General features: G+C 61.9%; 35 protein-coding genes and 2 tRNA genes. 9 read left to right on the forward strand and 28 right to left on the reverse strand.

What is annotated here, in order from left to right:
- From ACK3SC_RS14010 to ACK3SC_RS14090, 17 genes are read right to left on the reverse strand one after another with little or no spacing between them, the layout of a single operon-like run.
- A complete protein-coding gene (locus tag ACK3SC_RS14010) occupies nucleotides 1–393 on the reverse strand; it encodes a 30S ribosomal protein S8 (RefSeq protein WP_416840803.1) in 393 nt (130 codons plus the stop codon).
- 3 nt (nucleotides 394–396) lie between these two features.
- Nucleotides 397–573: a 30S ribosomal protein S14 gene (locus ACK3SC_RS14015; protein ID WP_411964072.1), complete on the reverse strand. Its 177-nt coding sequence runs from the start codon at nucleotides 571–573 to the stop codon at nucleotides 397–399.
- Nucleotides 570–1,088 carry a 50S ribosomal protein L5 gene (locus tag ACK3SC_RS14020; RefSeq protein ID WP_416840804.1) on the reverse strand — a complete coding sequence of 173 codons (519 nt, stop codon included), beginning with the start codon at nucleotides 1,086–1,088 and terminating at the stop codon, nucleotides 570–572. Before ACK3SC_RS14020 ends, ACK3SC_RS14015 begins: the two co-directional genes overlap by 4 nt.
- Nucleotides 1,085–1,786: a 30S ribosomal protein S4e gene (locus ACK3SC_RS14025; protein ID WP_416840805.1), complete on the reverse strand. Its 702-nt coding sequence runs from the start codon at nucleotides 1,784–1,786 to the stop codon at nucleotides 1,085–1,087. Before ACK3SC_RS14025 ends, ACK3SC_RS14020 begins: the two co-directional genes overlap by 4 nt.
- A complete protein-coding gene (rplX, locus tag ACK3SC_RS14030; protein ID WP_416840806.1) occupies nucleotides 1,783–2,139 on the reverse strand; it encodes a 50S ribosomal protein L24 in 357 nt (118 codons plus the stop codon). Before rplX ends, ACK3SC_RS14025 begins: the two co-directional genes overlap by 4 nt.
- Before the next feature lies 1 nt (nucleotide 2,140).
- Complete coding sequence (locus tag ACK3SC_RS14035) at nucleotides 2,141–2,539, reverse strand: 50S ribosomal protein L14 (RefSeq protein WP_004974917.1); 399 nt, start codon at nucleotides 2,537–2,539, stop codon at nucleotides 2,141–2,143.
- Nucleotides 2,539–2,883, reverse strand: coding sequence for a 30S ribosomal protein S17 (locus ACK3SC_RS14040; RefSeq protein WP_416840807.1), 345 nt, complete (start codon nucleotides 2,881–2,883; stop codon nucleotides 2,539–2,541). Before ACK3SC_RS14040 ends, ACK3SC_RS14035 begins: the two co-directional genes overlap by 1 nt.
- The gene (locus ACK3SC_RS14045) at nucleotides 2,874–3,305 is read right to left on the reverse strand and encodes a ribonuclease P protein component 1 (RefSeq protein WP_416840808.1); all 432 of its coding nucleotides are present in this window, start codon (nucleotides 3,303–3,305) and stop codon (nucleotides 2,874–2,876) included. The genes ACK3SC_RS14040 and ACK3SC_RS14045 overlap by 10 nt, the downstream gene beginning before the upstream one ends.
- A gap of 1 nt (nucleotide 3,306) precedes the next feature.
- Nucleotides 3,307–3,519 carry a 50S ribosomal protein L29 gene (gene rpmC / locus ACK3SC_RS14050; RefSeq protein WP_416840809.1) on the reverse strand — a complete coding sequence of 71 codons (213 nt, stop codon included), beginning with the start codon at nucleotides 3,517–3,519 and terminating at the stop codon, nucleotides 3,307–3,309.
- On the reverse strand, nucleotides 3,520–4,428 hold the full coding sequence (locus tag ACK3SC_RS14055; protein WP_416840810.1) for a 30S ribosomal protein S3: 909 nt from the start codon (nucleotides 4,426–4,428) through the stop codon (nucleotides 3,520–3,522).
- Nucleotides 4,428–4,889 (reverse strand): 50S ribosomal protein L22, encoded by a 462-nt coding sequence (locus tag ACK3SC_RS14060; protein WP_416840811.1) that lies wholly within the window; start codon nucleotides 4,887–4,889, stop codon nucleotides 4,428–4,430. Before ACK3SC_RS14060 ends, ACK3SC_RS14055 begins: the two co-directional genes overlap by 1 nt.
- A 4-nt stretch (nucleotides 4,890–4,893) precedes the next feature.
- Nucleotides 4,894–5,316 (reverse strand): 30S ribosomal protein S19, encoded by a 423-nt coding sequence (locus ACK3SC_RS14065; protein WP_416840812.1) that lies wholly within the window; start codon nucleotides 5,314–5,316, stop codon nucleotides 4,894–4,896.
- 2 nt (nucleotides 5,317–5,318) lie between these two features.
- Nucleotides 5,319–6,044 carry a 50S ribosomal protein L2 gene (locus ACK3SC_RS14070; RefSeq protein WP_416840813.1) on the reverse strand — a complete coding sequence of 242 codons (726 nt, stop codon included), beginning with the start codon at nucleotides 6,042–6,044 and terminating at the stop codon, nucleotides 5,319–5,321.
- 2 nt (nucleotides 6,045–6,046) lie between these two features.
- Entirely contained in the window at nucleotides 6,047–6,298 is a 252-nt protein-coding gene (locus ACK3SC_RS14075) for a 50S ribosomal protein L23 (protein ID WP_416840814.1), read from the reverse strand.
- A complete protein-coding gene (gene rpl4p / locus ACK3SC_RS14080; RefSeq protein ID WP_416840815.1) occupies nucleotides 6,295–7,041 on the reverse strand; it encodes a 50S ribosomal protein L4 in 747 nt (248 codons plus the stop codon). Before rpl4p ends, ACK3SC_RS14075 begins: the two co-directional genes overlap by 4 nt.
- Before the next feature lie 3 nt (nucleotides 7,042–7,044).
- On the reverse strand, nucleotides 7,045–8,061 hold the full coding sequence (locus ACK3SC_RS14085; RefSeq protein WP_416840816.1) for a 50S ribosomal protein L3: 1,017 nt from the start codon (nucleotides 8,059–8,061) through the stop codon (nucleotides 7,045–7,047).
- Between the two features lie 4 nt (nucleotides 8,062–8,065).
- Nucleotides 8,066–8,908: a putative RNA uridine N3 methyltransferase gene (locus ACK3SC_RS14090; protein ID WP_416840817.1), complete on the reverse strand. Its 843-nt coding sequence runs from the start codon at nucleotides 8,906–8,908 to the stop codon at nucleotides 8,066–8,068.
- Nucleotides 8,909–9,195: 287 nt separating this feature from the next.
- On the opposite strand from ACK3SC_RS14090, the gene ACK3SC_RS14095 reads away from it, so the two are divergent.
- Together ACK3SC_RS14095 and ACK3SC_RS14100 are read left to right on the forward strand one after the other, a co-directional pair.
- Nucleotides 9,196–9,266, forward strand: a tRNA-Gly gene (locus ACK3SC_RS14095).
- Nucleotides 9,267–9,276: 10 nt separating this feature from the next.
- Nucleotides 9,277–9,347, forward strand: a tRNA-Gly gene (locus tag ACK3SC_RS14100).
- A 134-nt stretch (nucleotides 9,348–9,481) separates the two neighbouring features.
- Here the strand turns inward: ACK3SC_RS14100 and ACK3SC_RS14105 are convergent.
- From ACK3SC_RS14105 to ACK3SC_RS14125, 5 genes are all read right to left on the reverse strand, one after another.
- The gene (locus ACK3SC_RS14105) at nucleotides 9,482–9,883 is read right to left on the reverse strand and encodes a VOC family protein (protein ID WP_416840818.1); all 402 of its coding nucleotides are present in this window, start codon (nucleotides 9,881–9,883) and stop codon (nucleotides 9,482–9,484) included.
- A 95-nt stretch (nucleotides 9,884–9,978) separates the two neighbouring features.
- Complete coding sequence (locus ACK3SC_RS14110) at nucleotides 9,979–10,233, reverse strand: hypothetical protein (RefSeq protein ID WP_416840819.1); 255 nt, start codon at nucleotides 10,231–10,233, stop codon at nucleotides 9,979–9,981.
- A gap of 76 nt (nucleotides 10,234–10,309) precedes the next feature.
- The gene (locus ACK3SC_RS14115) at nucleotides 10,310–10,618 is read right to left on the reverse strand and encodes a rubredoxin-like domain-containing protein (protein ID WP_416840820.1); all 309 of its coding nucleotides are present in this window, start codon (nucleotides 10,616–10,618) and stop codon (nucleotides 10,310–10,312) included.
- A gap of 37 nt (nucleotides 10,619–10,655) precedes the next feature.
- Entirely contained in the window at nucleotides 10,656–11,714 is a 1,059-nt protein-coding gene (locus ACK3SC_RS14120) for a YihY/virulence factor BrkB family protein (RefSeq protein WP_416840821.1), read from the reverse strand.
- Nucleotides 11,715–11,758: 44 nt separating this feature from the next.
- On the reverse strand, nucleotides 11,759–11,926 hold the full coding sequence (locus tag ACK3SC_RS14125; protein WP_416840822.1) for a hypothetical protein: 168 nt from the start codon (nucleotides 11,924–11,926) through the stop codon (nucleotides 11,759–11,761).
- Nucleotides 11,927–12,029: 103 nt separating this feature from the next.
- Here ACK3SC_RS14125 and ACK3SC_RS14130 point away from each other — a divergent pair, with 103 nt between their 5' ends.
- From ACK3SC_RS14130 to ACK3SC_RS14140, 3 genes are all read left to right on the forward strand, one after another.
- The gene (locus ACK3SC_RS14130; RefSeq protein WP_416840823.1) at nucleotides 12,030–12,341 is read left to right on the forward strand and encodes an MTH1187 family thiamine-binding protein; all 312 of its coding nucleotides are present in this window, start codon (nucleotides 12,030–12,032) and stop codon (nucleotides 12,339–12,341) included.
- A gap of 468 nt (nucleotides 12,342–12,809) precedes the next feature.
- Nucleotides 12,810–13,742, forward strand: coding sequence for a methenyltetrahydromethanopterin cyclohydrolase (gene mch / locus ACK3SC_RS14135; protein ID WP_416840824.1), 933 nt, complete (start codon nucleotides 12,810–12,812; stop codon nucleotides 13,740–13,742).
- The gene (locus ACK3SC_RS14140) at nucleotides 13,739–14,230 is read left to right on the forward strand and encodes a hypothetical protein (RefSeq protein ID WP_416840825.1); all 492 of its coding nucleotides are present in this window, start codon (nucleotides 13,739–13,741) and stop codon (nucleotides 14,228–14,230) included. Before mch ends, ACK3SC_RS14140 begins: the two co-directional genes overlap by 4 nt.
- 30 nt (nucleotides 14,231–14,260) lie before the next feature.
- On the opposite strand, the gene ACK3SC_RS14145 is transcribed toward ACK3SC_RS14140, so the two are convergent.
- The 5 genes from ACK3SC_RS14145 to ACK3SC_RS14165 form a co-directional block, all read right to left on the reverse strand.
- Complete coding sequence (locus ACK3SC_RS14145) at nucleotides 14,261–15,865, reverse strand: GTPBP1 family GTP-binding protein (protein ID WP_416840826.1); 1,605 nt, start codon at nucleotides 15,863–15,865, stop codon at nucleotides 14,261–14,263.
- Between the two features lie 147 nt (nucleotides 15,866–16,012).
- Nucleotides 16,013–16,561 (reverse strand): J domain-containing protein, encoded by a 549-nt coding sequence (locus tag ACK3SC_RS14150; RefSeq protein ID WP_416840827.1) that lies wholly within the window; start codon nucleotides 16,559–16,561, stop codon nucleotides 16,013–16,015.
- Nucleotides 16,562–16,636: 75 nt separating this feature from the next.
- Nucleotides 16,637–17,434, reverse strand: coding sequence for an orotidine-5'-phosphate decarboxylase (pyrF, locus tag ACK3SC_RS14155; RefSeq protein ID WP_416840828.1), 798 nt, complete (start codon nucleotides 17,432–17,434; stop codon nucleotides 16,637–16,639).
- Nucleotides 17,435–17,534: 100 nt separating this feature from the next.
- On the reverse strand, nucleotides 17,535–18,716 hold the full coding sequence (locus ACK3SC_RS14160; protein WP_416840829.1) for an MFS transporter: 1,182 nt from the start codon (nucleotides 18,714–18,716) through the stop codon (nucleotides 17,535–17,537).
- Nucleotides 18,717–20,255 carry an amidohydrolase gene (locus ACK3SC_RS14165; protein ID WP_416840830.1) on the reverse strand — a complete coding sequence of 513 codons (1,539 nt, stop codon included), beginning with the start codon at nucleotides 20,253–20,255 and terminating at the stop codon, nucleotides 18,717–18,719.
- Nucleotides 20,256–20,466: 211 nt separating this feature from the next.
- On the opposite strand from ACK3SC_RS14165, the gene ACK3SC_RS14170 reads away from it, so the two are divergent.
- Both ACK3SC_RS14170 and hmgA read left to right on the forward strand, forming a co-directional pair.
- Nucleotides 20,467–20,637, forward strand: coding sequence for a hypothetical protein (locus ACK3SC_RS14170; RefSeq protein ID WP_416840831.1), 171 nt, complete (start codon nucleotides 20,467–20,469; stop codon nucleotides 20,635–20,637).
- Nucleotides 20,638–20,805: 168 nt separating this feature from the next.
- Nucleotides 20,806–22,017 (forward strand): hydroxymethylglutaryl-CoA reductase (NADPH), encoded by a 1,212-nt coding sequence (hmgA, locus tag ACK3SC_RS14175; RefSeq protein WP_416840832.1) that lies wholly within the window; start codon nucleotides 20,806–20,808, stop codon nucleotides 22,015–22,017.
- Between the two features lie 7 nt (nucleotides 22,018–22,024).
- On the opposite strand, the gene ACK3SC_RS14180 is transcribed toward hmgA, so the two are convergent.
- Nucleotides 22,025–22,180: a hypothetical protein gene (locus ACK3SC_RS14180; RefSeq protein WP_416840833.1), complete on the reverse strand. Its 156-nt coding sequence runs from the start codon at nucleotides 22,178–22,180 to the stop codon at nucleotides 22,025–22,027.
- Between the two features lie 119 nt (nucleotides 22,181–22,299).
- Here ACK3SC_RS14180 and ACK3SC_RS14185 point away from each other — a divergent pair, with 119 nt between their 5' ends.
- Together ACK3SC_RS14185 and ACK3SC_RS14190 are read left to right on the forward strand one after the other, a co-directional pair.
- The gene (locus ACK3SC_RS14185; protein WP_416840834.1) at nucleotides 22,300–23,181 is read left to right on the forward strand and encodes a CPBP family intramembrane glutamic endopeptidase; all 882 of its coding nucleotides are present in this window, start codon (nucleotides 22,300–22,302) and stop codon (nucleotides 23,179–23,181) included.
- A 157-nt stretch (nucleotides 23,182–23,338) separates the two neighbouring features.
- On the forward strand, nucleotides 23,339–24,562 hold the full coding sequence (locus tag ACK3SC_RS14190) for a cyclase family protein (protein ID WP_416840835.1): 1,224 nt from the start codon (nucleotides 23,339–23,341) through the stop codon (nucleotides 24,560–24,562).
- The last annotated feature ends 49 nt before the right edge of the window (nucleotides 24,563–24,611 follow it).

Below are 24,611 nucleotides of genomic sequence, written 5' to 3' on the forward strand. Positions count from 1 at the left end.
CTAGTAGACGTAGGCGATAATCTGGCCACCGATGCCCTGTTCGCGGGCCTCGTAGTGGCTCATGACGCCGTGGCTCGTCGTGACGATGAGCGCCCCGTAGTCACGGGCAGGGAGGAACTGCTTCTCCCATCGCTCGAAGTCGTCAGCACCCGCGGAGTACCGCGGCTTGACGACGCCACACTTGTTGATTGCGCCTTTTAGTTCGACCTCGAACTTACCGGCCTTGCCGTCGTCGACGAATTCGAAGCCGTCGACGTACCCGCGGTCGTAGAAGACCTCGAGGACGGAGCCGATGATGTTCGAGGCGGGCTGGATCTCGTGGGACAGGTGTCCGACACTCTCGGCGTTGTTCACACCGGAAAGCGCGCTACTGAGTGGATCGTTGTCAGCCATATATTATCGGTACTTCTTGAATCCCATATCGCGGGCAATCTCTCGGAAGCACTGGCGGCACAGGTTGATGTCGTACTTGCCGACAAGTCCCTGTTTCCGACCGCAGCGCCGGCACTCGTTCTCCTGGCCGGTGCGGCGGGTCGCGTGCTCGCCCGTCTGTTCTGTTTCGCTATCGCTCATGCTTCAACCTCCACGTCGAACGTGGATTCGATGAACGCGACGGCGTCTTCGACGGTCATCCGGTGGGATGACGGAATCTGTCGGGAACGCTTGTCGCGCTTTTTCACACGGTAGCCGGGGCGGACGAGGTTGACCGTCACGTCCAGCCCGTAGATACCGATCTGCGGGTCGTACTCCTGGCTCGGGAACTCGGTGTGTTCTTCGACACCGAAGCCGAAGTTACCCGTCTCGTCGAACGACGAGACGGAGAGGTCCGCGATTGGGAGTGCGGTTTCGAGGAATTCGACGGCGGTGTCGCCACGAAGTGTGACCTTTGCGCCGACGGGTTCGCCTCGACGGACACCGAAGTCCTGCGAGGAGCGGCCAGAGATGGTTCGAACGCTCTCTTGGCCCGTAATCTCCTCGAGGATGTCTTCGGCTTTCGCGAGTTCGCGACCACCTTCACCGACGCCCATGTGGACGACGACTTTCTCGATACGCGGGTCGCGCATCGCGTGGAAGTCAGCCTCGCTCATTCGTCATCACCTGCGAAGTTCTCGTCGATGACGACGACGTACTGTTCGATGGTCTCGAACTCGCCGTCTTCGGTCTCGACGAGGACAGAGTTGTTTCCGCTGCCCATCGTCGTGGTAATCTCGACGACTTCACCGATTTCGCCGGCGTGGGAGCCAGCGACGGCGGTGACGAGTGCACCTTCCTCGTACGGGAAGTGTGCGATGACGTCTTTCGTCTCGTTGTCGACGACGATGGAGTCCTTGTTGTGGTACTCCGAGGCGTCGTCGACGACGAGGTTCGCGCCGTCGTGAAGGGTCAACTGGAACTTGCCACCGTTGACCTGCGTCTTGCGGACGATCTTGCCGAGACGGCTGGATGCCGCGTCGGCGTCGATTGGGCTGATCGCGAGGCGACCACCCTCGTCGGGGAAGACGCGGTAGTATTCGTCACGCTCGGTGAACGCCAGGATGTCGAACATCCCGATGGGACGGCGAACGTCGGAAGCGGCGTCGCCGTTGACCAGAACGCTCTGGTTGTTGAGGGCGTACTTCGCTTCCTTCTTCGTGTCCACGTAGCCGAGCACGTCACGCAGGACGATGAGCAGGGGAACCCCTGCCTTGCCGTGCGGACCGGCACCGGCTTTGACCGTGAACGTGCCTGTCTTGCGCTCGACCGGCCAGGACTTCGGTACGGACAGTCGTTTCTGGTGTCGAGTCATTCGTTATCCTCCTTGAGTCGGGCCTCGCGCACGTCGTCTTCGAGGTCCAGTTCCGTCACGCGGACGTTACTGGCCTGAAGGGGTCGTGGGACCTCCTCGCCGTCGGCTTTGGCCACAGTGACGCCTTCGACGTAGATGACGGCGTCTGTGAGGTCGACCTCGGTCACTTCGCCTTCTTCGCCGGCGAAGTCGCCACGAAGTACTTCCACGGTGTCGCCCGTGTTGACACGGACGTTGCGGGTGGAGTACTCCTCGCGGAGGTCGGCCGACAGCGGTGCGCGGACCTGATTTTGCCGCTCGTGGAGCGGCGCATTGCGAACTTGATTTCGCTGTTTGCGCGGTTGTCGGGTCATACTATACAATCATCGTAGCCGTCGATGCGATACTCCCGAAGCGCTCGGCCACTTCGCGCGCGACAGGACCCTTGATCTCGGTCCCGCGAGGCTCTTCCATCTCGTCGATGATGACGGCGGCGTTGTCCTCGAACTTCACGCGCGTCCCGTCCGGCCGGCGGATGGATTTCCGCTGGCGGACGATGACGGCTTCGAGCACCTGGCGGCGCATTTCGGGGGTACCTTTGGTAACCGAGACGGTCACCTTGTTCCCGATGCCTGCCTTGGGGTGTCGGTTCTTCGTGCCGGAGTAACCCGCGACGCTGATAATCTTCAGTTCACGAGCGCCGGTGTTGTCGGCGCACGTGACCAGCGAGCCACGAGCAACGCCTTTGGTGATGTCTGCTTTGAGCGCTTCCATCACTCGTCACCTCCGATGATCTCCACCACAACGTGTGATTTCGTCTTCGAGAGTGGGCGTGTCTCCGCAATCTTTACTTCGTCACCGACAGCGACGTGGTCGAGCACGCCCGGCACGTGTGCCGGAATGCGCGAACGTCGCTTCATGTAGCGGTCGTACTTCGGAACGAATACGTCGTACTCCCGCTCGACGATGACGGTCTTTGCCATGTCCGTGGAAACGACCGTTCCCTCCAGGGTCTGACCCCGGACGGAGAGCGAGCCGTAGAACGGACATTTTTCGTAGTCGTAAGCCTCGGATTCGTCGGGTTCCGGAGGCATTGGAACGTCTAGTCCTATCGCCATTTCGAGTCACCTGTAGTTTCGGTGCGCAGGGCGGGTCGTGAGAGCAGTTGTGAGCCATCCACCGTAACGTAGGCCAGGCCCTCGCAATTCCCGGTGTGGGAAGCGGCCGATGATGAGTCGGCGCGCCGGCCAGACTGACTGGCATCTAATCCGCCAGTAGTATCCGACCGAAGTTTGGACGTGGTCCCCGACGCCTTCTCAGCGTCGGCGGCTTCATCTGTGTTCGGAATCGCAAATTCGAAGGTCGCCCCTCGTTTTGGCACCTGTCGCACCCGAGTCCCATCGTCGACCATCAGGGTCCCCATCGTCTCGACGACGATGCGCCCGGCTATCCCGACGAGGTCGGGGTTCGCCGCAGCAACGACCGCTACGTGGAGGCCGTTGAGTTCGTGTCGCGTGAGGGTCTCGGGTGTCAGTGGCATCTTATTCTTCGTCGAGGTCGCCTTCTTCGCCCTGAATCGTCTTGATTCGGGCGATGGTCTTTTTCAGCTCGGAGACGCGTCCCGGGTTGTCCGGTGCGCCACCCGCAGCCTGAACGGCCTTGGCGTTGAGCAGTTCCGTCTCGAGCTCTTCGAGCTCGGCGACGCGCTCTGCAGCCGTCATGTCGCGAATCTCTTCGGTGTAGAGGATTGCCATTTATTCTTCCTCCGTTTCGTCGTCGTCTTCCATCTCCGCAACGAGGTCGGCCGCCTCTTCGGCGACGTCTTCGTCGAGTTCTTCCTCGACAGCTTCCTCGTCGTCGTCGTCGGCCGCTTCGTCCTCGACGACTTCTTCGTCGTCGACAACTTCCTCGACGGCTTCCTCGACGACTTCCTCGTCGACGGCTTCCGTCTCGGGTTCGGCTTCGGCTTCGACGTCTTCGGAGACGTCCGGAACGTCTTCCGGCTCCTCTTCGAGGAGGTCTTCGACGCTCTCGGTCTCTTCGATCTGTTCGACCGCTTCGGGCTGGGCGTCTTCCTCGACTTCGAAGTCGTCGGGGAGGCGCGCACCCGGCGGGATGATCTTGACCGTAACGCCGATGGTACCGAGCTTCATGACTGCGACGCCCTGGCCCTCGTCGACGATTTCCTGTGCGGGTTCACCGTTGTGCTTGATGTAGCCACGGTTGAACTTCTCCACGCGCGAGCGGGCACCGGTGACCTTTCCGGAGAGGACGATTTCGGCACCGAGGGCGCCGGCGTCCATGATCCGGTCGATGGTCGTGTGACCTGCTTTGCGGAAGTACCAGCCACGCTCGAGTGCGTTGGCGAGACGGTCTGCGACGATGCGGGCGTTGAGGTCCGGCTCGTCGACTTCCTGCACGTCGATCTGTGGGTCGTCGAGATTGAATCGCTCTTCGAGTTCGCGGGTGACCTTGCGGATGTTCTTCCCGCCTTTCCCGATGACCATCCCGGGCTTTTCGGCCTTGAGCACGATCTGGGTGCCCATCGGCGTCTTGGCGACGTCCATGCCGCCGTAGCCGGCGCGGCCGAGTTCTTTTGCGAAGAACTCGTCGATCTGGGACCGCTGCAGTCCGTTCTCGATGAATTGGTGTTCGTCAGCCATTATTCTTCGACCTCTTCGATGATGAGTTCGACGTCACAGATTGGGGTGTTCCACGGGTCGGCCCGGCCGAAGGCACGGGGCTTGCGACCCTGACGCTCGCCAACCTTGTGGGCAGCGAGGTGTTTGATTTCCATGGCTGGTCCGTCGAATCCCTGTTCGGTCGCGTTGTTGCGGACGTTCTCGAGGAGTTCGAGGAACGCCTTGGACGCTTTCTCAGGGTATCGTCCTGCGTCCCAGCCCTCGATGTCGCTTCGGTGACCGACACCAGAGTTGTGTTGCTTGAACGGAACCGACCGCTCGCCGTCGATGACGGCTGCGAGGTAGTCCTCGGCGTCGGCGACGGTCATCCCCTTGATGGCGCGGGCGATGGCCTTGCTGTGCTTGAGGCTGATGGGCCGGTCCCGGAGCATACCCTTAGCCGTGGAGTCCGGGTCGGCCTCGACGCTGTAGTTGATTCCCATGGTATTACTTGAGCGGCACGAACTTCGAGGACCGGGTCGCGCCGATACCGGCCTGACCGTGGGTCACTGACGAGCGGGTCAGCTGGAACTCGCCGAGGTAGTGCCCAATCATCTCGGGCTGTACCTTGACGCGCTCGAACTCCTGACCGTTGTAGACGGCGAAGGTGAGACCGACGAATTCGGGGAGAATCGGCATGTCGCGCAGGTGTGTTCGCACTGGCGCGTTCGCCGTCTCCTCTTCCGTCTTCTCTTCGACCTTCGCGAGCAGTTTCTCATGCTCGGCCGACAGGCCACGGGTGATGGTTCGCCGCTGACGAGCGGGGAGCAGTTCCGCGACTTCGTCGAGCTCCATGTCCTGCAGCTCTTCGAGCGTGTAGCCACGGTAGGTGAACTCACCTTCGCGGCCGGTACGGTATTGCGTGCTCATGATTACTTACCTCCCTTGCCACCGCGACCGGTGCGTTTGGAGGCGATGTCACCGACCTTCCGGCCCGGCGGAGCGTTCCGCGAGACGGACTTCGGCTGACCGGGGTGTTGGCGGCCACCGCCACCGAATGGGTGGTCGACGGCGTTCATAGCAACACCACGAACGCGCGGCCACTTGATACCGCGCGCTTTCATCTTGTGGTACTTCTTCCCTGCCTTGACGAACGGCTTCTCCGTGCGGCCGCCACCGGCGACGACGCCGATGGTGGCACGGCAGTCGGGGTTGAGGCGCTTGACCTCACCCGACGGCAGCTTCACGACAGCGACCTTGCGGTCGTGCGAGAGGAGCTGCGCGCTGACACCGGAGGCACGGGCGAACTTCCCGCCGTCGCCGGGCTGACGCTCGACGTTACAGACGGGAACACCCTCAGGAATCTCGGCGAGGGGCAGCGTGTTGCCGGGCTTGATCTCGGCGGAGACGCCGATCTGAAGCTCTTCACCGACAGTGATGCCCTCGGGCGCGAGGATCATGCGCTGTTCGTCCTCGAACTCGACGAGGGCGATCGGCGCACTGCGGGCGGGGTCGTGCTGGATGTCGACGACCGTACCCGAGATGGTGTCTTTCTGTTCAGACTTCTTGTGCGACAGTTCGGCCTTGTAGCGGTGCGACGGTGCCCGGAAGGTGGGCGAACCGCGACCACGACGCTGGCCCTGAATTCGGCGTCCCATCGTTAGAACACCCCAATTCGCGACGCGACTTCCTGCGCGTCGTCGTCTTCAGAGAGACGAACGGTTGCTTTCTTCTTGCCTTTCATCGTGACCTGTGTGTTGATCTTGTCGACGGTCACATCGTAGCGCGACTCGATTTCTTCCGTAATCTCGGATTTGTTCGCGTCGATGTGGACGATGAACTGGAGCTTGTTGTCGAAGTCCATCTGGTTCATCGCTTTCTCGGTGACCAGTGGGTGCTCGATGATGCTCATCGTTCTGCGACCTCCTCGAGTGCGCTCTCGGTAAAGAGGGTGAGGCGACCGGCGTGCGTACCGGGTGCGAGGTCCTCGGCGGAGACGTTCGCAGCGGTTGCGACGTCGACACCGGCGAGGTTACGGGCAGCCTTCGATGGCTCGTCGGCCGTCACGAAGAGAATGGACTTCGGACGGGTGTACTTGCGGCCACGGAGCTTCCCCTGACCAGCCTTCACCTTCTTGTTCTCTTCGGAGCGCTCGATGTCGGCGTAGACGCCGAGCGACTGCAGGAGGTCGACGACCTCCTTCGTCTTGACGAGGTCGTCGAAGTCGTCAGAGACGACGAGTGGCAGTTCGACATCGTCGTCGAACTGGTGACCGCGTTCGCGGACGATCTCGGGGTTCGCCGTTGCGGCGAGCGCCGAGCGGACTGCGAGTTTGCGCTCCTTCGTGTTGATTTCCTTGCCCTGGTCCTTTTCGGCCTTCGGCGGGTGTGCGCGACGACCGGAGACGGCGTGCGGGACACGTCGTGCGACACCATTCTGACGTGGGTCGTGCGACATGCCGCGACCGCTTCCCATGGACTCTGCCGGCGTTCGCATGCCAGCGTAGGGGTCGGCACCGTACGGCTGTTTTCGGTTTGCCTGAGCTGCGATGACAGCACGCTTGATGAGGTCCGGACGGTAAGCCGTCTCGAAAACCTCAGGCAGGTCGATGCTGCCTGCGTCGTCACCGTTCAGGTCTCGGATAGTTGCCTGCATGGTTTAACCCTGGTTCGATGCGGTAGAGACGAAGCGCACCTCGGGGTCGAGGCGCGGCTGGTCGTTCGGCCGGACGGCCGGGCGGAACCGCAGAAGACGCTTGTTGGGGCCCGGGAGCGAGCCCTTGATGAGCGCGTAGTTGCCGTCGACCTCGCCGTAGTTGACGAAGCCACCGTCGACGGAGGCGTCGTCGCCGTCGCCGAGGTCGATGAGGCGCTTGTTGAGTTCGGTGCGCTGGTGGTAACCAGTCTGACCGAGTTGCGGAACCGTCGAGCGAACGCGCGAGGGGTTCCACGGGCCGAGGTTGCCAATACGGCGTCTCCAGCCCTGACGGGCGTGCTTGCCCTTCCGCTTCTGGACGCCCCATCGCTTGACGGGACCTTGCGTACCCTTACCCTTCGTGACACCGGCGACGTCGAGGAACTCGCCAGCGCGGAACACGTCGGACATCTCGTGTACGCCACCCTCCGAAACGAGTTCGAGGGCGAAATCGGCGCGCTCCACGAGGGAGCCGCCACCGACGCGAGTCTCCATCACGTCGGGTTTCTTCTTGGGCACGTTCTTGAGTTCGGACGGGACCGTGTGCGTGATGACGCGGAGGTCATCGACTTCGCCGGCCTCGACGGCCTCGCGAAGCGCTTCGGCGTCTTCTTCGAACGTGTCTTCTGCCGGGAGGTTGAGGACGCGGTCGAGTTCGTCGTGGAACTCGTTCGTCCAGACCTCAGTCATCGGCTTCATACCGTACGACGTCTGCTCGTAGGCGCGAAGAGCGACAGCACGCATCGGTGGCGTCTCGACGACGGTCACCGGCACTGCTTCCTCCATACCCTCTCGGGGGGAGTCCGCTTCGTCGTTGACCATCATGACGTGGGTCATGCCGGCTTTGTAGCCAGCGAATCCCTGCAGTGCAGGAGAGCCATCGTCACTTGGCCACGACTTGATGCGCGGAACCTCTCTGGTCACACGCTTGCGTGGGCTGAAGCCCATCGAGCCTTTTCGTGGTCTGCTTGGTTGTGGCATGTATTCACTCCGTGAGTGTCAGGGAGGCGAGTGAGGCGAACATCGCTTCTTCCGTTCGCACCACGTCGCTTCCCTGTCGCGGAATCGTATTGAGCCAGAGGTCGAACCCCGGACCACCGGAAGGTTCGACGTCTGCAACATCCTCGGGAGACATCCCGAGCATGTCCGGAAGCCCACGGCCCGGTGAACCGAAGACGACGGTCATACCGCCGGCGTCGGCGATGCGGGCAGTCAGTGCACCCAATCTGGGGACTGACAGCGGCTCGCCATAGCGAGACGTGGCGATTCGCACGCCCGCATCTGGCCTGCCGAGTGCTTCCGTGAGGTCCATGCGGGATACGTCGAACCCCGGAAGGGGGTCGTCGACGATCCTCGCACGGACCGGTTCTCGCGAAGAGATCCTGACAGCGACGCGCTCTCCCTCTGAAACGTCCATCCCCGGGGGGACGAACAGGGAGATCGGGTGTTGCATTCCGCAATTGACCCGAACGCGGTCGTCAGGTCCGACCTCGGTCACGATTCCTTCTCGCAACGCAGGCAACTCGTCGGAGTCGCCCGCGGTCGTAGACGAGACGAGAACGGGTGGCAAGATTCCAGCGTAGCGAAGTTCGTCCCGTTTCCCCCACGCCTCCTTCCGGAGATATGGTGGGGTCGCGGCGTACCGAAGTACGGTTTCGACGAACTCACCGCCCCACTTGTTCTCGCCATCTTCGTCGGAGAAGATGACGAGTTCGTCCGCCCGGAAGACCGCCGCCGCACGGGCGACGTAGCCGAGTTTGCGAGTTGCCTCGCGTTGGTCTTCGGCTTCCCGGACGAGTGAAGTCGGCACGAGTACGCTGAGTGTCATGCCGTGTTCATCCTCGTATCGTCTAGACTGTGGCGTTTGTACCGGGGGCCTACCTAAAAGAGTAGCGAATCCAATCTGGGGTGGTACAGGCTCCCACGACCCATTCTGTGGGGGATTGGCGAATGACGCATGTTAGTGAATTACATGGATTTCGACAGGTCGGTGTGACCGAATCTCATGTGGTAGCAGGTGCCGCGCTGTCACCCGATTTCTTCCCCGTTTCGCAAGTCTTATTTATCAATCCGGTTTACCCAGAAGTGCAGAACGCGCCACGATACACGCGGAATGCGCTGGTAGTGTAGTGGTATCACGTGACCTTGCCATGGTCACAACCTGGGTTCAAATCCCAGCCAGCGCACTTCCACATTGCGTCGGTAGTGTAGTGGTATCACGTGACCTTGCCATGGTCACAACCTGGGTTCAAATCCCAGCCGACGCACTTCTTCCGAACACTAATCTCCGAGAGACCTCTGTGTCTCTCGGTTCTTGTGAGGAATGAATGCGAGAACTGGGATTTGAATCAGGGAGCGAACGCCAGTGAGCGACCGTGGTTCAAATCCGGTCGAATATCCGCTACATCCCGTCCAACATCGGATACGCCACCTCCCACAGATGCCCATCTGGGTCGGCGAAGTATCCGGAGTATCCGCCCCAGAAGGCGTCCTGTGCCGGTTTGACGATTTGACCACCGCTGGCTTTCGCCTCGGCCAGAACCGCGTCTACCTCGGCTTTCGTGGACACGTTGTGTGCGAGGGTGACGCCCGAGAACCCCTTTCCTTCCGCGGCGACAGTCACGTCTTCGGCGAGTGACTCCCACGGATAGAGCGCCAACCACGTCCCATCGAGGGTGAAGAAGGCGATGTCGCTGTCCGGGTCGCGGTCGCGTAACGGAAGCCCGAGGCCGTCTCGATAGAACTGAATCGACGCATCGAGGTCCGAGACTCCGAGTGTGACGATTGTGATTCGTGGGTCCATGCATACGGTACGACCAGTGGGGAAAAAGCTTCGCAGGTGGTCAGCCTGCAGGTTGTCAGCCTCGACGCGACGCTCGCGTGTGGGCGAAGAAGAAATTAATATCCGAGCGTGTCGACCGTCTCGATTCGTTCGATACCATCGAGTTCGCAGAGTGCCGCCACGTCAGACTCGGGGAGAACGACCACGACGCCCCCGAACTGCAGTTCTTTCTCGACCGACCCACCGAGCGATGCGACGCGGTTGTCGAGGGCGATTCGTGCGTCGTCGTCGACGGGTTCGACGCGGAGTTCCGCCGTCTCGTCGTCGAACGGGTTGTCACGCATCCGGCGGACAGGGTGAGAGAGGTACATACTCGTCGGTGGATGGCCGGTGGGAAAACCGTCGCGGTCAGCGCCGACACTCGGAGGCGTCAGTGAGTCTCCGATGTCAGTCTTCGGTGTAGTAATACAGCGCTTCTCGCCCAGCGCCACAGTCGGGGCACGAAGTCGGGAACGCAGAGAGTGACCCAACTTCGCCACAGTTGTCGCACCGCCAGACGAGGAACGCTTCACCGAGGTGGTGGTGTCCCATGGTTCGGTTCTCGACGACGACGGGTGGGAGGACCGCCCGAGACGTGGTCGTCGGACTCGTCTCGATCGTCTCCCACGTGGTGTGGTCTCCGTCGAGCGGGCGAGTCGGGTGTATCGGTTTCTGCGTGGGTGGGGTGACCGGTCGGGTAGATTCGTCGAATGCCATACGAAGGGTACGCTCGCTGGCACCATAATCAGCGACGTCAGTCTTCTTGAGTGTCAGGCCACGACGACCATCTGAGTTCTAACCGAACCGGACCTTCGGGGAGGAACCTGCTCAGATTGGTATCGACGACAACGTTTTCGGGGGATGGAATCCGAATCGTCTCTGTTCCGATGCGGATTTCCACGTCTTCGCTCGGGTTCTCGGCGACGAGTTGGTTGAACTGCTCGATGGCCACCACGACGTCGTCTCGCTTCGTCTCTCCGGTCTGTGAGTTGATGGGGATACCACCGAACAGCGGGCGGACGTTCACGTCGCGCGAGCGGTTCGAGAGCACCGCGTTCACCGCCGCGCCGAGGAGGATGACGAGGCCGCTGAAGTAGAGCCACGTCAAAAGGACGAGGATGCCAGCGATGACGCTCGATTCGGGTGACTGGCTACTGAACCGGACGTAGAGCCGAAAGAGCGACGCGAAGACGGTCAAGCCAACGGCAGCGACGAGTGTCCCGGGGACGACTTCCAGATACGACACGTCCTCGTCGGGAAAGATGTAGTACATCGGGTAGAACGCCACGAAGAGGAAGCTGATGAGAATGAACCGGGAAGCGACCCACCCGAGCGTCCCGTCGAGTGTGGGGAGCACCGTTTCCACGACGCCGCCAACGACGACTGCGAGCGTGACGGTGATGAGGACGACGAGTCCGTCAGTAACCTGGTCGGTGAACGTGTTGGCCGCCTCCGACTCGTAGATGTCCGAAAACGCGGTGTCGAGGCCCCGGAAGATGCGCAGCGTCCCCCACACGAGTACGAGGACACCGACGAGCGAGAGACTGGTGAGTTGACTCGACGCCTCGACTTCCGCGACGATGATCGCTCCGGCACTGGGAGTCAGGACGGACTGCATGACGGTGATGACGCTCTGGCGGAGGCCGACACCCCCGAGCGCCGAGACGGCAGCGAGAACGAGGAGGAAAAGCGGGAGGAGTGAGACGAACGCCCCGTAGGCGATGCTGCCTGCCATGAACGTGAGCCGTTCGGCACGAACCTCGTGGACGATGGCTCGTCCGAGGGTGAGTGCACGCGTTGCGCGCTGATTCATGGAATCCGATACGTCGGGAAGAGAGAAAAAACAGCGCCGCGGTATCAGCGCGTGGTCGTGAAGAGTCCGAGAGCGATACCGAACACGCCACCCGTTGCAGTCCACTCAGTTGCATAGCCCACGAACTCACCAACCACCGAACCGATGACGACACCCACGACAATCGCCGCGGCGAAGACGAGTGCCGCCCGAGTGATATCACTGCGAGACATATCTGAATGGATGACTGTCTGGCAGATAGCCTCGTCGGTTCGGGACACACGTGTTTGAATGATATCACGTTGATTTACCTTTCGTCGGGACGACGGCATCGGTATGACAGTCATCGCGATGCTGAGCGTTGCACCGGTCATCGAAGGCAGTATGGCGGGCGAAGTCGCCAAGGCGGTCGCCGCACTCGACGACTTCGACGTGTCGTACGAGACGAATCCGATGGGAACGATCATCGAGGCGGACGATATCGACGAACTCCTCGCAGCAGTCGGCGCAGCACACAAAGCGGTCAATGGCGATCGAGTGAGTACGTTCCTGAAGATAGACGACAAGCGAACCTCCGACCAGCGGGCCGCAGACAAGGTCTCTGCTGTCGAAGAACATCTCGGTCGCACTGCCAAACGGGACCGCTGAGAATTGGATCGCTGAAGGCGGTCGCCACATGGTTCGAGACGCCAAAAACGTCTCGCTATCACGAAAGACTGCACATCATTCGAATGACTCTGTTCGGCGCTGTAACTTCCTGGCTCAATGCTCAGCGGGTGACATCATTCACTCACCGAACGTTGGGGTCGACGGGGAACTGATTGCATACAATTATACTGTACCGCGAGCCGAGCGAAGTCGTTCGAGAGAGCAACGCTCTCTCGTGATGCCAAAAATCTCTGATTTGTGAGCACGAAGACTCGCGGCTCTTTTCTGTCGCCAGAACGCAGAGCGTTCTGGCTGAATAGCCAGAAGTTCCTGACTTCTGGCGATGGTCCAGATTTTTGCGAGGTGGGTTTCCCGCAACGAGCCGAAGGCTCGTGAGGAAACCCGCCGAAGTAAAAAGGTGGAGTGGGACTGACAAACCCTTTAGCTGAAGGCACGTAATCGGCGGGCATGGACAGCATCAATCGAATGGCCATCGAACTGGTGGACGAGGCACTCGATTTCACCGCCGAACTCGGCATCGAGGCCTACGAACTCGACTCCGGTGCGACGGTTATCGACTTCGGTGTGGACGCCGACGGCGGTATCGAAGCGGGGATGCTCCTCGCGGAGATTCAGACCGCCGGCCTCGCGACAGTACAGACGCGGCTGGGGGAGGTTGCAGACACGCCACGCCCCTACGTCGAACTCTCGACAGACCGCCCTGCGCTTGCACTCCTCTGCTCGCAGAAGGCCGGGTGGGAACTCGTCTTCGACGACTTCGACGGACTCGGGTCCGGTCCCGCCCGCGCCCTCGTCGGTGAAGAAGAAGAGTTCCACCACCTCGGCTACTACGACGAGTTCGACCTGACGGCGCTCACCGTCGAGAGCATCACCCTGCCGACAGACGAAGTCGCAGAACACGTCGCAGACATGTGTGGCGTCGAGCCGAGCGCCGTCTTCCTGCCGACGTACGCAACCGGTTCGCTCGCCGGCAGCGTCACGGGTGCGGCCCGCGCGGCGGAACTCGCGATGTTCAACCTCTTCGAAGCAGGCTACGAACCGTCGAGCGTCATCTCCGTCAACGGGTCTGCCCCCCTCGCACCCGTCAGTTTCGACGAGAGCGTCGCCATGAGTCGAACGAACGATGCCGTCGCCTACGGCGGCCGTGTCCACATGACCGTCGCCGAGGACTTCGACGACTTCGACCGCGCAATTTCGACAGCCAGTGAGGAGTACGGCGTTCCGTTCGAGCACCTGTTCGAAGACGCCGAGTGGGACTTCGGCGAAGTAGACCCCGGCGTGTTCGGCCCGGCACAGGCGACCATCGACGTGGTCGATGGCCCCACCTACACGTTCGGTGAGACGGACGACTCGGTGCTCGCCGACTCGTTCGGACTGTGAGGCGAAAGCCGGTTCCCCCCGCTCCGGACTCGCTCGACAGGTTGTGGGAGGCTCACCGCGCTGTCCCGTTGATTCCGGGAACCGAAGACGACTGTTGTGGCCGCCTCGCCACACGCGTAGACGTGACGCCGGACGAGGGGCGCGATTGGCTGGTGTTCTGTCAGTCGCTCGGACTCGCCCGCGAGACGAGTCGCGGATTCGAGCGCATCCGCGACGAACAGACAGTCGATGACCTCGCGGGAGCGTTCGAAGCGAGCGTCTTCGGCGTTCGGGAAGTGCTCGACATCCTCGCCAACAGTGACGGTCCAGTCACGGTCGATGCTGTCTTCGAGGCGTTCGAGTCAACCATTCCGAACTGGGAACGCCACCGTGACCCAACCGGGTGGGAGAGTCGCTGGCGCGACCGAGTCGAGGATATCCTCGACTGGGCGGTGCTGTTCGAAGTAGTGGAGACAAAAGACGGCGGCTACGTCGCTGTCGACGCCTGAGTAGCAGCGGTCAGACGCTTCGACGTCTGCTTAGTAGACCTTCGTCACCGTTCCGACGCCTTTCGACCGACCCTCTCGGAAGACGAATCGCTGGCCCTCTTCGACGAAGTACGGGCGGAACTTGAACTCGACACGGGTCGTTCCGGTGTCGCCCGGCAGCAGTTGGCCACCTTCTGGGTGGAAGATGGCTGCTTCGGAGACGGTTTCGAGGTGGACGACCGGTTCGTATCCTTCGCGGATTCGCGTGGGGTGGTTGAGCACCATCACTTCCGCGTCGAACTCGCGGACTGCCTTCGGTTCGGCGTCGGCGGGGAGTAACACCATGCCGCGTTGGACGTCGGACTCGCGGACGCCTTTGAGCGCGATACCGACGATTCGGCCGGCGTTCGCTCGGTCGACTCGGTGGTAGTGCATCTCGATTGACCGGACTTCGACCTCCTTGAACGACCCGTCGACCATCGGGCCCAACAGGAGGGTATCGCCCGCTTCCACCGCGCCAGAGTTGACTGTGCCTGAGGCGACGGCACCGACACCAGTGACCGAGTAGGTTCGGTCGATGTACATCTTGAACTCACCCTCTGCGGCACTCCGCTTCGGGAGCGCCTCGAACATGTGGTCGAGTTCGTCCAGTCCGTCCATGGTGACGGCGCTCGTCAGGACGATCGGCACCACTGACTCGCTAATCTCGTCGACGGCGGCCTCCACACCGTGTCGTTCGACGCTCAGCGGCGTTCGACCGACGTTTCGGAGCAGTCGCTCGACTTCGCGCTCGACCTCGTCGAGACGCTCGTCGGTGACCGCGTCGGCTTTCGTGATAGCGACGATCGTCGGCAGTTCCATCGCCAGCAAGATGCCGAGATGTTCGCGAGTCGTCCGCGTCGGGCCGTCGTCGGCCGCGACGACGAGCATGGCGTAGTCGAGTCGCTGGCCGACGAGGCCGCGAATCGTCGTTCGGAGCCACGGTTCGTGGCCGACGGTATCGACGAAGGAGACGAGTCGGTCGGCCTCCTGGACGATGTGTGCCCGGTCAGATTTCCGATGTGGGTTCCGCATGCGAACCGGGCCGTCGTCCGAGAATCCGTAGACAGCATACGAGAGGTCTGCAGAGAGACCACGCTCGATTTCGTGCGGTTGCACGTCGAGGAACGACCGCGTTTGGCCGTTACCGTTGTCTTTCTGACCGGTCACGAGCGACCCGACGAGCGTGGATTTGCCGTGGTCGACGTGGCCGGCGGTACCGACGACGATGTGGTCGTCGTCGACGTCGAGCATCGCACCCTCACGGATGGTCGCGACGCCGACGAGCCCGCGTTTCGCGCGCTCGCCGACACCCCACGTCTCCACGTCTTCGATGTGTGCGCCTGCTTCCTCTGAGAGGAGTGAGAGCACGTCCATCGTTTCGGAGAAGTCGTCAGGAGAGATTCCAGCGATGCCACCGTCGTCGGTGACGCCAACGACGTAGATCGCGACGCCATCGCCGGAGAGGACTCTGTGTCGAAGTTGCGCAGCAAGCGACTCCATCCGGCCGTCGGACAGGTGAACAGCACGGGTGAGGCGTTCTTTGAACTCGATGTTCCCGCCTTCTTCCTCACCGCGCTCGAGGGCCTCGTCGAGGAGAGCCCGGTCAGCGCTCATGGCGAGCCGTAGGAAACCGACCGTGAAAACCCTTTCCGCGGCATGGTTTACCATGTTAATACCACTCACTGAACAGTGCTGACCCGTCAGCGGCCTATCTGGATAGCAATCTGCGTCAACAAAGGAGGCTCCTACCTCACTTACTCCTCACTCGCTGAGGCGCTCGTAGGCCCGCGTGACGCGTTTGAACGACTCCTCGTCGCCCGTCTTCGAATCAGGGTGTGTCTCCTTGACCCGTTCTCGGTACGCTCGTTTTACGTCCTCGGAGGAGGCACCGTCGTCGAGTCCGAGGGTTCGGAGCGCTTCGCTTCGAGTGAGCCCACGTCGAGGTGGTCGAACACGCTGGTACCGTTCTCGTTGGCTCGTTTGCCCACCGAGCCCACCGAAACGACCAGCACCCGGGCCTTCTCGCGGGTCGCCACGAGGCCCAGCGCCAAATCCACCGGTTTCCCGGCGCGTCGCACCGTTGCCGTCTGCTTGGAACCCGATTCGGCCGTCGTTCATCCGGATACGTTCCTGGTAGAATCGGTCTTCTAAGCGACCGCTGACGTGGGCGTACATGAAGTACGTCGTCGCGCCGAAGGGGATGGCCATCACCAGCAGAAACGGCTGGTAGGCGAAGGCCAACACCACGATGAGCATGGTGATACCCGCGAACACCGCCGCGAGGCCCATGACGAGTCGGTCCCGATCCACGAGCGCACATACGGAGTGCACGAGGGTAAACGTCTCGCCGGAACGCCACACCGGAATCGCCTCGATTCGACGGGGTTAGCGGTACTGATTCAGCCGGTTCTTCAGCCGTTTTGCGGCCTGTCCAGCGGCCTTGTCGAAGTGTTCACCCTGGTCTTCGCCAGCGAAGATGATGCCGCGAGAGGAGTTCACGAGGCCGACGCCATCTGCGAGGCCGAACTCGACTGCTGCTTCGGCGTCGCCACCCTGTGCGCCGACGCCGGGGACGAGAAACGGCAGGTCGGGAACCTGTTCACGGAGGTGTTCTAACTCGTCGGGGCCAGTCGCGCCGACGACGAGGCCGACGTTCCCGTGTTCGTTCCAGAGGTCACAGAGCGCTGCCACGCGTTCGTAGAGCGGTTCGCCCGACGCGAGTTCGAGCGACTGGAGGTCCGACCCACCGGGATTCGACGTTCGACAGAGGATGAACACGCCTTTGTCTGCCTTATCGAGGAAGGGTTGGAGCGAGTCGCGACCCATGTAGGGGTTGACCGTAATCGCATCCGCCTCGTCCAGCAGCTTCGCGTACTTTCGGGTCGTGTTGCCGATGTCGGCGCGCTTGGCGTCGAGCAGGACGGGAACTCCTTTTCCGTGGGCGTAGGCGATGGTCTCGCGGAGTGACCGCCATCCGTTTGCGTCCTCGTAGAACGCCGCGTTCGGCTTGTAGGCCGCCGCGTGTTCGTGCGTCGCGTCGATGATGCGTCGGTTGAACGCCCACCGGGGGAGGTCCTTGTCGAGGAGGTGTTCGGGGATGCGGTCGATGTCGGCGTCGAGGCCGACCGAGACGACGCTGTTCGTCTTCTCGATTCGGTCCCGAAGATCGTCGAAGAAGCCCATTGCACGCGAGTGCGACGAGCGGAACTAAGGGGTTTTCCTTTCGGCCCAAATCTGCACGTGTTCGAGCGAGACTCGGACACGGAGAACCGTTTCACCTCGATTACACAGGTCGGTCGACGACCCAGAGCACAGCGGAACCGACGGCGAGCACGCCGCCGAAGGCCGCGAGCGCTCCCGCCGGAGAGAACACGTCTGCGACGACACCGCCGGCGAGTTCGAAGGGAATGACTGCGAGTGAGTAGAGCATCCCAGTGGCCGAGAGAACCGTCGCTCGGCCCACCGAGTCGATTCGGTCGTTGACGTACTGGTTGCCGAGGACGAGTGAGGTGTTGGCGACGCCGCGAGCGACGATGAACGCCGGAAACGCAAACAGGCCGAAGAGTGGAAGCGACGCGAACGACACCGCGATCAAGACGGGTGCAGCGAGGAACCACCGACGGATACCGACCCGGTCACGAATCCACCCCGCCCGATAACTCGCTGCCGCCGCGGCGAGCGAAAAGACGGCGTACGAGGCGCTGACGGCGGTGTTCGACGCGGACTCGGGGACGCCCAAATCGAGTGCGACGTCACGGAGAATCGGTTGGTCGAAGATGTACACCATGTTGACGACGCCGAAGAGGAGTGCGAAGTAGACGACGAAGCCCCGGAGCGGCGGGCGAGCCAGTTTCTCTCGGACGAGTCGAAGCGCCGTCTGCGGGGTGAAGCTATCACCGTTCCCCGAGGTCGCTGGAACCGAGAGAAGAATCGGAATCCCGAGTGCGGTCACCATCGCAGTCGCGTAGAAGGTAACCGAGTAGTTCGTCGCGTCGGCGATGAGCCCGCCCGCGAGTGTGGTTACAGCGCCGATTGCGAGGCCGATGCCTGTCGCGCGTCCGCGGACGCTCGCGAACTCGTGCGTCTCGTCCGTCTCGCCGAGCAAATCGTAGAGCCACGCGTCGTCGCTTCCGGAACGGAAGGTCTGGCCGACTGCCCACAGGCCGTAGACGAGCGCGAACTGGAGAAACGTGGACGAGAGTCCCATCCCGACTGTCGAGACTGTGACGATGGCTGTTCCGAGCATCATCGCGGAGCGCCGGCCGAGTCTGTCGCCGGCGTAGCCCGTCGGGATTTCGCTGGCGACGAGTGCAAGCCACCAGATGCTGTTGAGCGCACCAACTTCGGCGAACGAGAGGCCCTGCGACCGAACGAAGAGAATCCAGATCGCGTTCGTGAACGAGACGTACTCGGTGCTCTTGTAGGCGTAATATTTCGCGACCGGCGAGCGAATCCCTCGTTGCATTCAGTCCCGCGCCTCGAAGACGACTCGGCCGTCGACGACTGTCGTGGCCACGTCGATGTCACGAATCGACTCGGACTCCCACGGCGACTCGTCGAGGACGACCAGGTCGGCGGTGGTTCCCGGTTCGACGGTTCCCAGTCTGTCTTCGTCGAACCCGGCGTAGGCCCCGCCCGAGGTGTACGCGCGGAGTGCGTCGGTGACCGACAGTGACTGGTCGGGGTTCGGGTGGTCGGTGGCCAAATCGACACCGAGCAACGGGTCGAGCGGCATACAGTCGCTCCCGAACGCCAGATGGACGCCGGCATCGAGCAAGTCGCGATAGCGGTTGGTCTGCAGACGACGCTCCCCGAGGCGGGCGTCGTAGAGGCCATCCTCGCCGGCCCACTTCAGGAAGTTCGGTTGGACCGACGCGACGACACCCAGCTCAGCGAATCGGTCGATTGCTTCGTCGGAGGCGAGTTCGACGTGTTCGACGCGGTGGCGGGCAGACGCTGGGTCGCCCGTTGCTTCGTAGGCGTCGAGAACCGTGTCGATTGCCTCGTCGCCGATGGCGTGTGCCGTGAGTTGGTAGCCTGCGTCGTCCGCCTCTGAAACGAGTTCGTGGAGTTCGCCGGGAGCGACGACCCACTGGCCTGTTTCGTCGGATGCGTCCGCGTAGGGTTCGGTCAGTTTGGCGGTTCGGCCGCCGAAACTGCCGTCTGTGAACGTCTTGATAGCACCTACGGTGACGAGTCCATGGCCGTGGTTCGTCCGGAGACCGATTTCGGAGAGGGCGTCGACGTGGTCCGACCAGTAGTTGATGCGAACGCGGAGGTCCAACTCTCCTGCGGCGGCGAGGTCACGGTAGACTTCGGGGGCACGAGAGCCACGGACCATGTCGTGGATACTGGTGACGCCGCGAGCGGTGGCATACTCCTGTGCGGCACGGACGAGTTGGGTCATCTCCTCGCGATCCGGTTCGGTCGCGGCCCAGAGCACGTCGATTGCTTCCTCGACGATGACGCCGGTTGGTTCTCCTCGCTCGGTCTGGACGCCTTCGTCGGCCATCTCGTCGCGGAAACGGTCGAGAACGACGGAGTTGACGCCGGCAGTGTGGAGGTCCTCGCGGAAGGCGACGACGGGTGCTGTGTCGGAGACGCTGTCGAGGTCATCGCGAGTGAGGTAGCGGGCGTCGTCCCACATGCTCTCGTCGTAGTTGAAGCCGAGAACCCACTCGGTCTCGTCGTCGAGTTCGGCCGCTCGCTCGCGGAGTAGTTCGACAGCATCGTCCACCGAGCGTGCGTTCGAGAGGTCGGCGTGGACGAGCGACCGGCCGACCATCGGGAGGTGGGTGTGGGCGTCGATGAATCCTGGCAGGACGACTCGACCGTCACAATCGACGACTCGCGTCTCGACACCAGCGAGGAGTGCAACGTCGTACGCGCGGCCGACGCGGACGATGTCGCCGTCGCGAATCGCGATTGCTTCGTGGGTCTCGTCCGGTGAGTCGAGCGTGTGAACCTCCGCGTTCGTCAGTACGAGGTCCGCTGCCGCAGTCATACGTTCGACCCCGTCGCGGGAGGGCAAAATCGTTCGGGATGTCTCAGCTCCGTTCCGACGGGTCGACTCCGTTGCTGTTCTCGGTTCGTGACCGCTTCTCAGGGGTGTGCTGAATACAGGGCGCGTCTGAGGCACGTCCGGCACTCACAGGCACGGATTTGTTGTGCTTTCCTTCCACAATTTTATCCAAGAGCATTGTCTACCGGATGCCATGACACCCCTCCAGATGTTCGGAATCAACCCACTCGGGAGTGTAATACTGGCACTTGTGGTTCCGCTCGTGATTGTTGTCCTCGGGACGTATGTGGGTGCCCTCATGGCGCTTCAGTCCTTCTTCGGTGAGTCGTCGTGGCAAGAGGTCACTACCGGCGAGGAGGAGTGAGACGACCACTCGCCACCCTCTCTTGGTGAAGTGCGTGTAGTCATACGGCACGTAACCGGTGAGAGAAGTACCCTCTCTATTCAGCACACCGTTCCTATCATCTCCTGAGGAATTCCACTGAGGCCAAAAACCGGAAACCGTTAGGGCAGGGCCAGAATACGTCCGGGCATGACAGACGCCGCGTCTCTCGCAGACCGCGTTCGGGAGGGCGAACTCCGCCTTCACGAACTCGAAGCACACGCCGACGCCGACGTTGCCGCCGAAGCACGCCGCCTCCTCGTCGAAGAGCAGTCGGGAGCGTCGCTCGACGCCGTCGGAAACTACGGCTTCCCTGCCGAAATCGCCGACACTGCCATCGAGAACATGATTGGTGCGATTCAGGTTCCGATGGGCGTCGCCGGCCCCGTGACGGTCAACGGTGCCGCCGTCTCGGCCGAAAAGTACCTCCCGCTCGCGACCACCGAAGGCGCACTCCTCGCGTCGGTCAACCGCGGTTGTTCGGTCATCAACGCCGCCGGAGGCGCGACTGCCCGCGTCCTGAAATCGGGAATGACTCGTGCGCCGGTGTTCCGCGTCGCCGACGTTGCCGAAGCCGAAGCGCTCGTCTCGTGGACGCGCGACAACTTCGAGAAACTGAAAGACGCCGCCGAGGAGACGACCAACCACGGCGAACTCCTCGACGTGACGCCGTACGTCGTCGGCAACTCCGTCTATCTGCGCTTTCGGTACGACACGAAAGACGCGATGGGGATGAACATGGCCACCATCGCAACTGAAGCAGCGTGTGACGTGGTCGAAGACGAGACCACCGGGTCGCTCGTCGCCCTGTCGGGCAACCTCTGTACCGACAAGAAACCCGCCGCCATCAACGCCGTCGAAGGCCGTGGCCGAAGCGTCTCCGCCGACGTTCGCATCCCTCGCGAAATCGTCGAAGAACGACTCCACACCACGCCCGAAGCGGTCGCAGAACTCAACACCCGGAAGAACCTCATCGGCTCCGCAAAGGCCGCGAGTCTCGGCTTCAACGCTCACGTCGCAAACGTCGTCGCCGCGATGTTCCTCGCGACCGGACAGGACGAAGCACAGGTCGTCGAGGGCGCGAACGCCATCACGACTGCCGATGTCCAGGACGGTGACCTCTACGTCTCCGTCTCGCTCGCGTCGCTCGAAGTCGGGACGGTCGGCGGCGGGACGAAACTGCCCACGCAGTCCGAAGGCCTCGATATCCTCGGTATCCGTGGCGGTGGCGACCCCGCCGGGTCGAACGCGGACGCCCTCGCCGAGTGCATCGCGGTTGGGTCGCTCGCAGGCGAACTCTCACTGCTCTCTGCGCTCGCGTCTCGACACCTTTCGAGCGCCCACGCCGAACTCGGCCGGTAAACCAGTCCTACCCTCCGAGTGGTTGCATCTGGAGTGGTTGCATCTGGAGTGGTTGCATCTGGAGTGGTTGCATCTGGAGTGGTTGCATCTGGAGTGGTTGCATCTGGAGTGGTTGCATCTGGAGTGGTTGCATCTGGAGTGGTCCCATCCGGAGTGGTCCCATCCGGGGTTGGTTTCTCGGACGTGAACTACCCGCGTTACTCTGTCGCGACAGTGACCCCCACGAACTGAGATTCGTGTATCTCAGTCAATAGCTTTCGCGACCATTAGGTGGGTAGTACCATGGTCGAAACAGCAAAAGTCCAACCGAGAGTAACGTCTTCGTTCGTGACGAGCCCGCTGGCGTTTTTCGGCGTTACGTACCTGATTACGTGGACCTTCTGGGTGGCGGCGATTGCACTTGGAATCTCGTTCGAGAGTGCAGAAGGCCTCGTGCTGCTGTTGGCTGGACTCGCTGGCCCGGGCATCGCCGGCATCGGGTTCACCTATCTCGTCTACGACGAGCGAGGACGGACAGATTACTGGAGACGCCTCACTGACGTGAGTCGAATCGGTCTCAAATGGTTCGTCGTCATCCTGTTTCTCCCCCTCGCGATAAGTCTCGTCGGGGCGGCAGTAGACATCCTCCTCGGTGGGACTGGGGCAACGTGGAGTGAGGGTGTTCGGGGCTTTGCGGTGAGTCCACTCGCGATACTTCCGGCGGTGTTCTTCGCGACGCTCCCACCGTTCATCGAAGAGTTAGGATGGCGTGGATACGTGCTCGACCGTCTACAGTTGCAGTGGTCTGCCCTCACTGCGAGTCTCATCTTGGGTCTCGTCTGGGCAGTCTGGCACCTTCCGTTGTTCTTCGTCGAAGGGACGTATCAAGCGGGACTCGGCGTCGGAACGCTCGAATTCTGGTCGTTCATGATTGGAGTCGTCGGCCTCACGGGGGTGTTCACGTGGGTGTTCAACAACACGACCCGGAGTATACTCGCGATTATCATCCTGCACGGGATGGTCAACTTCACGGGCGAAATTATCGCACTCACACCGCGTGCTGATGCGATTGCGACCGTTTCGTGGGTCGTCTTCGTCGGCGTTCTCGCAGTCGTCTGGGGGTCGCAGACGATGACCAGTTCGGACGAGGTGCCGCGCCCACCACCGGTCGCTGCATCCCGGTAGTGTACTCTCGATAGAACAGCCGACGATGGACCGAAGAACGATGCGAGGGTCGTGCAGTGAACCACACACGTGTTGTTCAAATATAATAATAAATAATCGTGAATGTTTTGACTGGTATGCGTCGTCGGTGTTCAACCCCCCGCTGACGTACCCGACCATGACTGAACATCACCATTCGTGTGACTGTGGAAGCGGTATCGACCGACGTGGATTCCTTCGAGGCTGTGGTGCAGTGTTCGCACTCGCTGCTGCATCGACGCCTACAGTCGCTGCTGCAGAGCCAGAATCTGGCGACTTACACTCGCTTCTCGACGGACTCCCGACGAACTGGGGGCGGTGGGGCGACGACGACGAACGCGGTGCGCTCAACTTCCTCGGCAGTCGCGAGTCGTTCGACGGTCTGCAAGCCGCAATCAGCGGTGGGAGCAAGCACGTCGAACGGTTCACACTTCAGTTGTCGGTCACGGGTGATGAAGCCACAGACCCGTTGTTCGTCGGACGATTCCCCGCACGGAAAGACAACACACTCGACGCTCGATTCGACGGTGTCGAGGGAAGTCCCATCCCGCTTCCGGGCGGATTGAAGTACGCCGACGATGCGTTCGTCACTCGGTTTTTCCTGCAGGGGACGACCCACTTCGACGCACTCGGTCACGCCTGGTACGGCGAACACCTGTACAACGGGTATCACCAGTCGACGACGGCAACACCGACGACGTACCCTGACGCTGTCACCGGACTCCGCGATGGCGACGGTGACGGGTCGGTCGAATCGACGCCTATCGACACGACCTACGGACTCGGCGCTGCTGATATCACTGCCGCGGCAGGGTCAGGAGTCTCCGGTCGCGGTATCCTCCTCGACGTCGGCAGATACGAGGGCGACGACAACGGTCGCCTCCCGTCGGACTACGGTATCACGTTAGACGACCTGCTGGCGACCGCAGACGCACAGAACGTCGATATCCGAAAGCGCGATATCGTGCTGATTCGGACCGGGTCGATAGAGCGTGCACGCGACCCAGAAGCGACGTACAACCCACTCCAAGAACCCGGTCTCGTCTTCAGTGAAGAGCTCGTTCGGTGGTTCCACGAGATGGAGATTCCCGTCGTCGGCGCAGACAACGTGGCTCTCGAACGCGCCGCGCAAGTTATCGATGGAACCGTCTACTTCGCACCACTCCATGGTGCCCTCCTTCGAAACCTTGGGATGTCCCTGCTCGAGATTCTCGACTTGCGCGCGCTCGGTGCCGCGTGTGCTGACGATGGTGTCTACGAATTCCTGTTCACCGCTGCACCATTGAACGTCCCAGGTGGCACCGGAGGGCCGACGAATCCAGTCATTCTCAAATCGGGACGTTCCGACGACGAAAGAAAGTAAGCTTAATCGAGAACACAACTCTCGAACGAGTGGCACCTTCAGTACTGTC

Source organism: Haloferax sp. DFSO52, assembly GCF_048158745.1.
Taxonomy (GTDB): domain Archaea; phylum Halobacteriota; class Halobacteria; order Halobacteriales; family Haloferacaceae; genus Haloferax.

What these genes read in the sequence shown, in the direction of transcription:
- ACK3SC_RS14010 (WP_416840803.1), bottom strand. Translation starts at nt 393, where the DNA reads ATGGCTGACAACGATCCACTCAGTAGCGCGCTTTCCGGTGTGAACAAC.
- ACK3SC_RS14015 (WP_411964072.1), bottom strand. Translation starts at nt 573, where the DNA reads ATGAGCGATAGCGAAACAGAACAGACGGGCGAGCACGCGACCCGCCGC.
- ACK3SC_RS14020 (WP_416840804.1), bottom strand. Translation starts at nt 1,088, where the DNA reads ATGAGCGAGGCTGACTTCCACGCGATGCGCGACCCGCGTATCGAGAAA.
- ACK3SC_RS14025 (WP_416840805.1), bottom strand. Translation starts at nt 1,786, where the DNA reads ATGACTCGACACCAGAAACGACTGTCCGTACCGAAGTCCTGGCCGGTC.
- rplX (WP_416840806.1), bottom strand. Translation starts at nt 2,139, where the DNA reads ATGACCCGACAACCGCGCAAACAGCGAAATCAAGTTCGCAATGCGCCG.
- ACK3SC_RS14035 (WP_004974917.1), bottom strand. Translation starts at nt 2,539, where the DNA reads ATGGAAGCGCTCAAAGCAGACATCACCAAAGGCGTTGCTCGTGGCTCG.
- ACK3SC_RS14040 (WP_416840807.1), bottom strand. Translation starts at nt 2,883, where the DNA reads ATGGCGATAGGACTAGACGTTCCAATGCCTCCGGAACCCGACGAATCC.
- ACK3SC_RS14045 (WP_416840808.1), bottom strand. Translation starts at nt 3,305, where the DNA reads ATGCCACTGACACCCGAGACCCTCACGCGACACGAACTCAACGGCCTC.
- rpmC (WP_416840809.1), bottom strand. Translation starts at nt 3,519, where the DNA reads ATGGCAATCCTCTACACCGAAGAGATTCGCGACATGACGGCTGCAGAG.
- ACK3SC_RS14055 (WP_416840810.1), bottom strand. Translation starts at nt 4,428, where the DNA reads ATGGCTGACGAACACCAATTCATCGAGAACGGACTGCAGCGGTCCCAG.
- ACK3SC_RS14060 (WP_416840811.1), bottom strand. Translation starts at nt 4,889, where the DNA reads ATGGGAATCAACTACAGCGTCGAGGCCGACCCGGACTCCACGGCTAAG.
- ACK3SC_RS14065 (WP_416840812.1), bottom strand. Translation starts at nt 5,316, where the DNA reads ATGAGCACGCAATACCGTACCGGCCGCGAAGGTGAGTTCACCTACCGT.
- ACK3SC_RS14070 (WP_416840813.1), bottom strand. Translation starts at nt 6,044, where the DNA reads ATGGGACGCCGAATTCAGGGCCAGCGTCGTGGTCGCGGTTCGCCCACC.
- ACK3SC_RS14075 (WP_416840814.1), bottom strand. Translation starts at nt 6,298, where the DNA reads ATGAGCATCATCGAGCACCCACTGGTCACCGAGAAAGCGATGAACCAG.
- rpl4p (WP_416840815.1), bottom strand. Translation starts at nt 7,041, where the DNA reads ATGCAGGCAACTATCCGAGACCTGAACGGTGACGACGCAGGCAGCATC.
- ACK3SC_RS14085 (WP_416840816.1), bottom strand. Translation starts at nt 8,061, where the DNA reads ATGCCACAACCAAGCAGACCACGAAAAGGCTCGATGGGCTTCAGCCCA.
- ACK3SC_RS14090 (WP_416840817.1), bottom strand. Translation starts at nt 8,908, where the DNA reads ATGACACTCAGCGTACTCGTGCCGACTTCACTCGTCCGGGAAGCCGAA.
- ACK3SC_RS14105 (WP_416840818.1), bottom strand. Translation starts at nt 9,883, where the DNA reads ATGGACCCACGAATCACAATCGTCACACTCGGAGTCTCGGACCTCGAT.
- ACK3SC_RS14110 (WP_416840819.1), bottom strand. Translation starts at nt 10,233, where the DNA reads ATGTACCTCTCTCACCCTGTCCGCCGGATGCGTGACAACCCGTTCGAC.
- ACK3SC_RS14115 (WP_416840820.1), bottom strand. Translation starts at nt 10,618, where the DNA reads ATGGCATTCGACGAATCTACCCGACCGGTCACCCCACCCACGCAGAAA.
- ACK3SC_RS14120 (WP_416840821.1), bottom strand. Translation starts at nt 11,714, where the DNA reads ATGAATCAGCGCGCAACGCGTGCACTCACCCTCGGACGAGCCATCGTC.
- ACK3SC_RS14125 (WP_416840822.1), bottom strand. Translation starts at nt 11,926, where the DNA reads ATGTCTCGCAGTGATATCACTCGGGCGGCACTCGTCTTCGCCGCGGCG.
- ACK3SC_RS14130 (WP_416840823.1), top strand. Translation starts at nt 12,030, where the DNA reads ATGACAGTCATCGCGATGCTGAGCGTTGCACCGGTCATCGAAGGCAGT.
- mch (WP_416840824.1), top strand. Translation starts at nt 12,810, where the DNA reads ATGGACAGCATCAATCGAATGGCCATCGAACTGGTGGACGAGGCACTC.
- ACK3SC_RS14145 (WP_416840826.1), bottom strand. Translation starts at nt 15,865, where the DNA reads ATGAGCGCTGACCGGGCTCTCCTCGACGAGGCCCTCGAGCGCGGTGAG.
- pyrF (WP_416840828.1), bottom strand. Translation starts at nt 17,434, where the DNA reads ATGGGCTTCTTCGACGATCTTCGGGACCGAATCGAGAAGACGAACAGC.
- ACK3SC_RS14160 (WP_416840829.1), bottom strand. Translation starts at nt 18,716, where the DNA reads ATGCAACGAGGGATTCGCTCGCCGGTCGCGAAATATTACGCCTACAAG.
- ACK3SC_RS14165 (WP_416840830.1), bottom strand. Translation starts at nt 20,255, where the DNA reads ATGACTGCGGCAGCGGACCTCGTACTGACGAACGCGGAGGTTCACACG.
- ACK3SC_RS14170 (WP_416840831.1), top strand. Translation starts at nt 20,467, where the DNA reads ATGACACCCCTCCAGATGTTCGGAATCAACCCACTCGGGAGTGTAATA.
- hmgA (WP_416840832.1), top strand. Translation starts at nt 20,806, where the DNA reads ATGACAGACGCCGCGTCTCTCGCAGACCGCGTTCGGGAGGGCGAACTC.
- ACK3SC_RS14180 (WP_416840833.1), bottom strand. Translation starts at nt 22,180, where the DNA reads ATGGGACCACTCCGGATGGGACCACTCCAGATGCAACCACTCCAGATG.
- ACK3SC_RS14185 (WP_416840834.1), top strand. Translation starts at nt 22,300, where the DNA reads ATGGTCGAAACAGCAAAAGTCCAACCGAGAGTAACGTCTTCGTTCGTG.
- ACK3SC_RS14190 (WP_416840835.1), top strand. Translation starts at nt 23,339, where the DNA reads ATGACTGAACATCACCATTCGTGTGACTGTGGAAGCGGTATCGACCGA.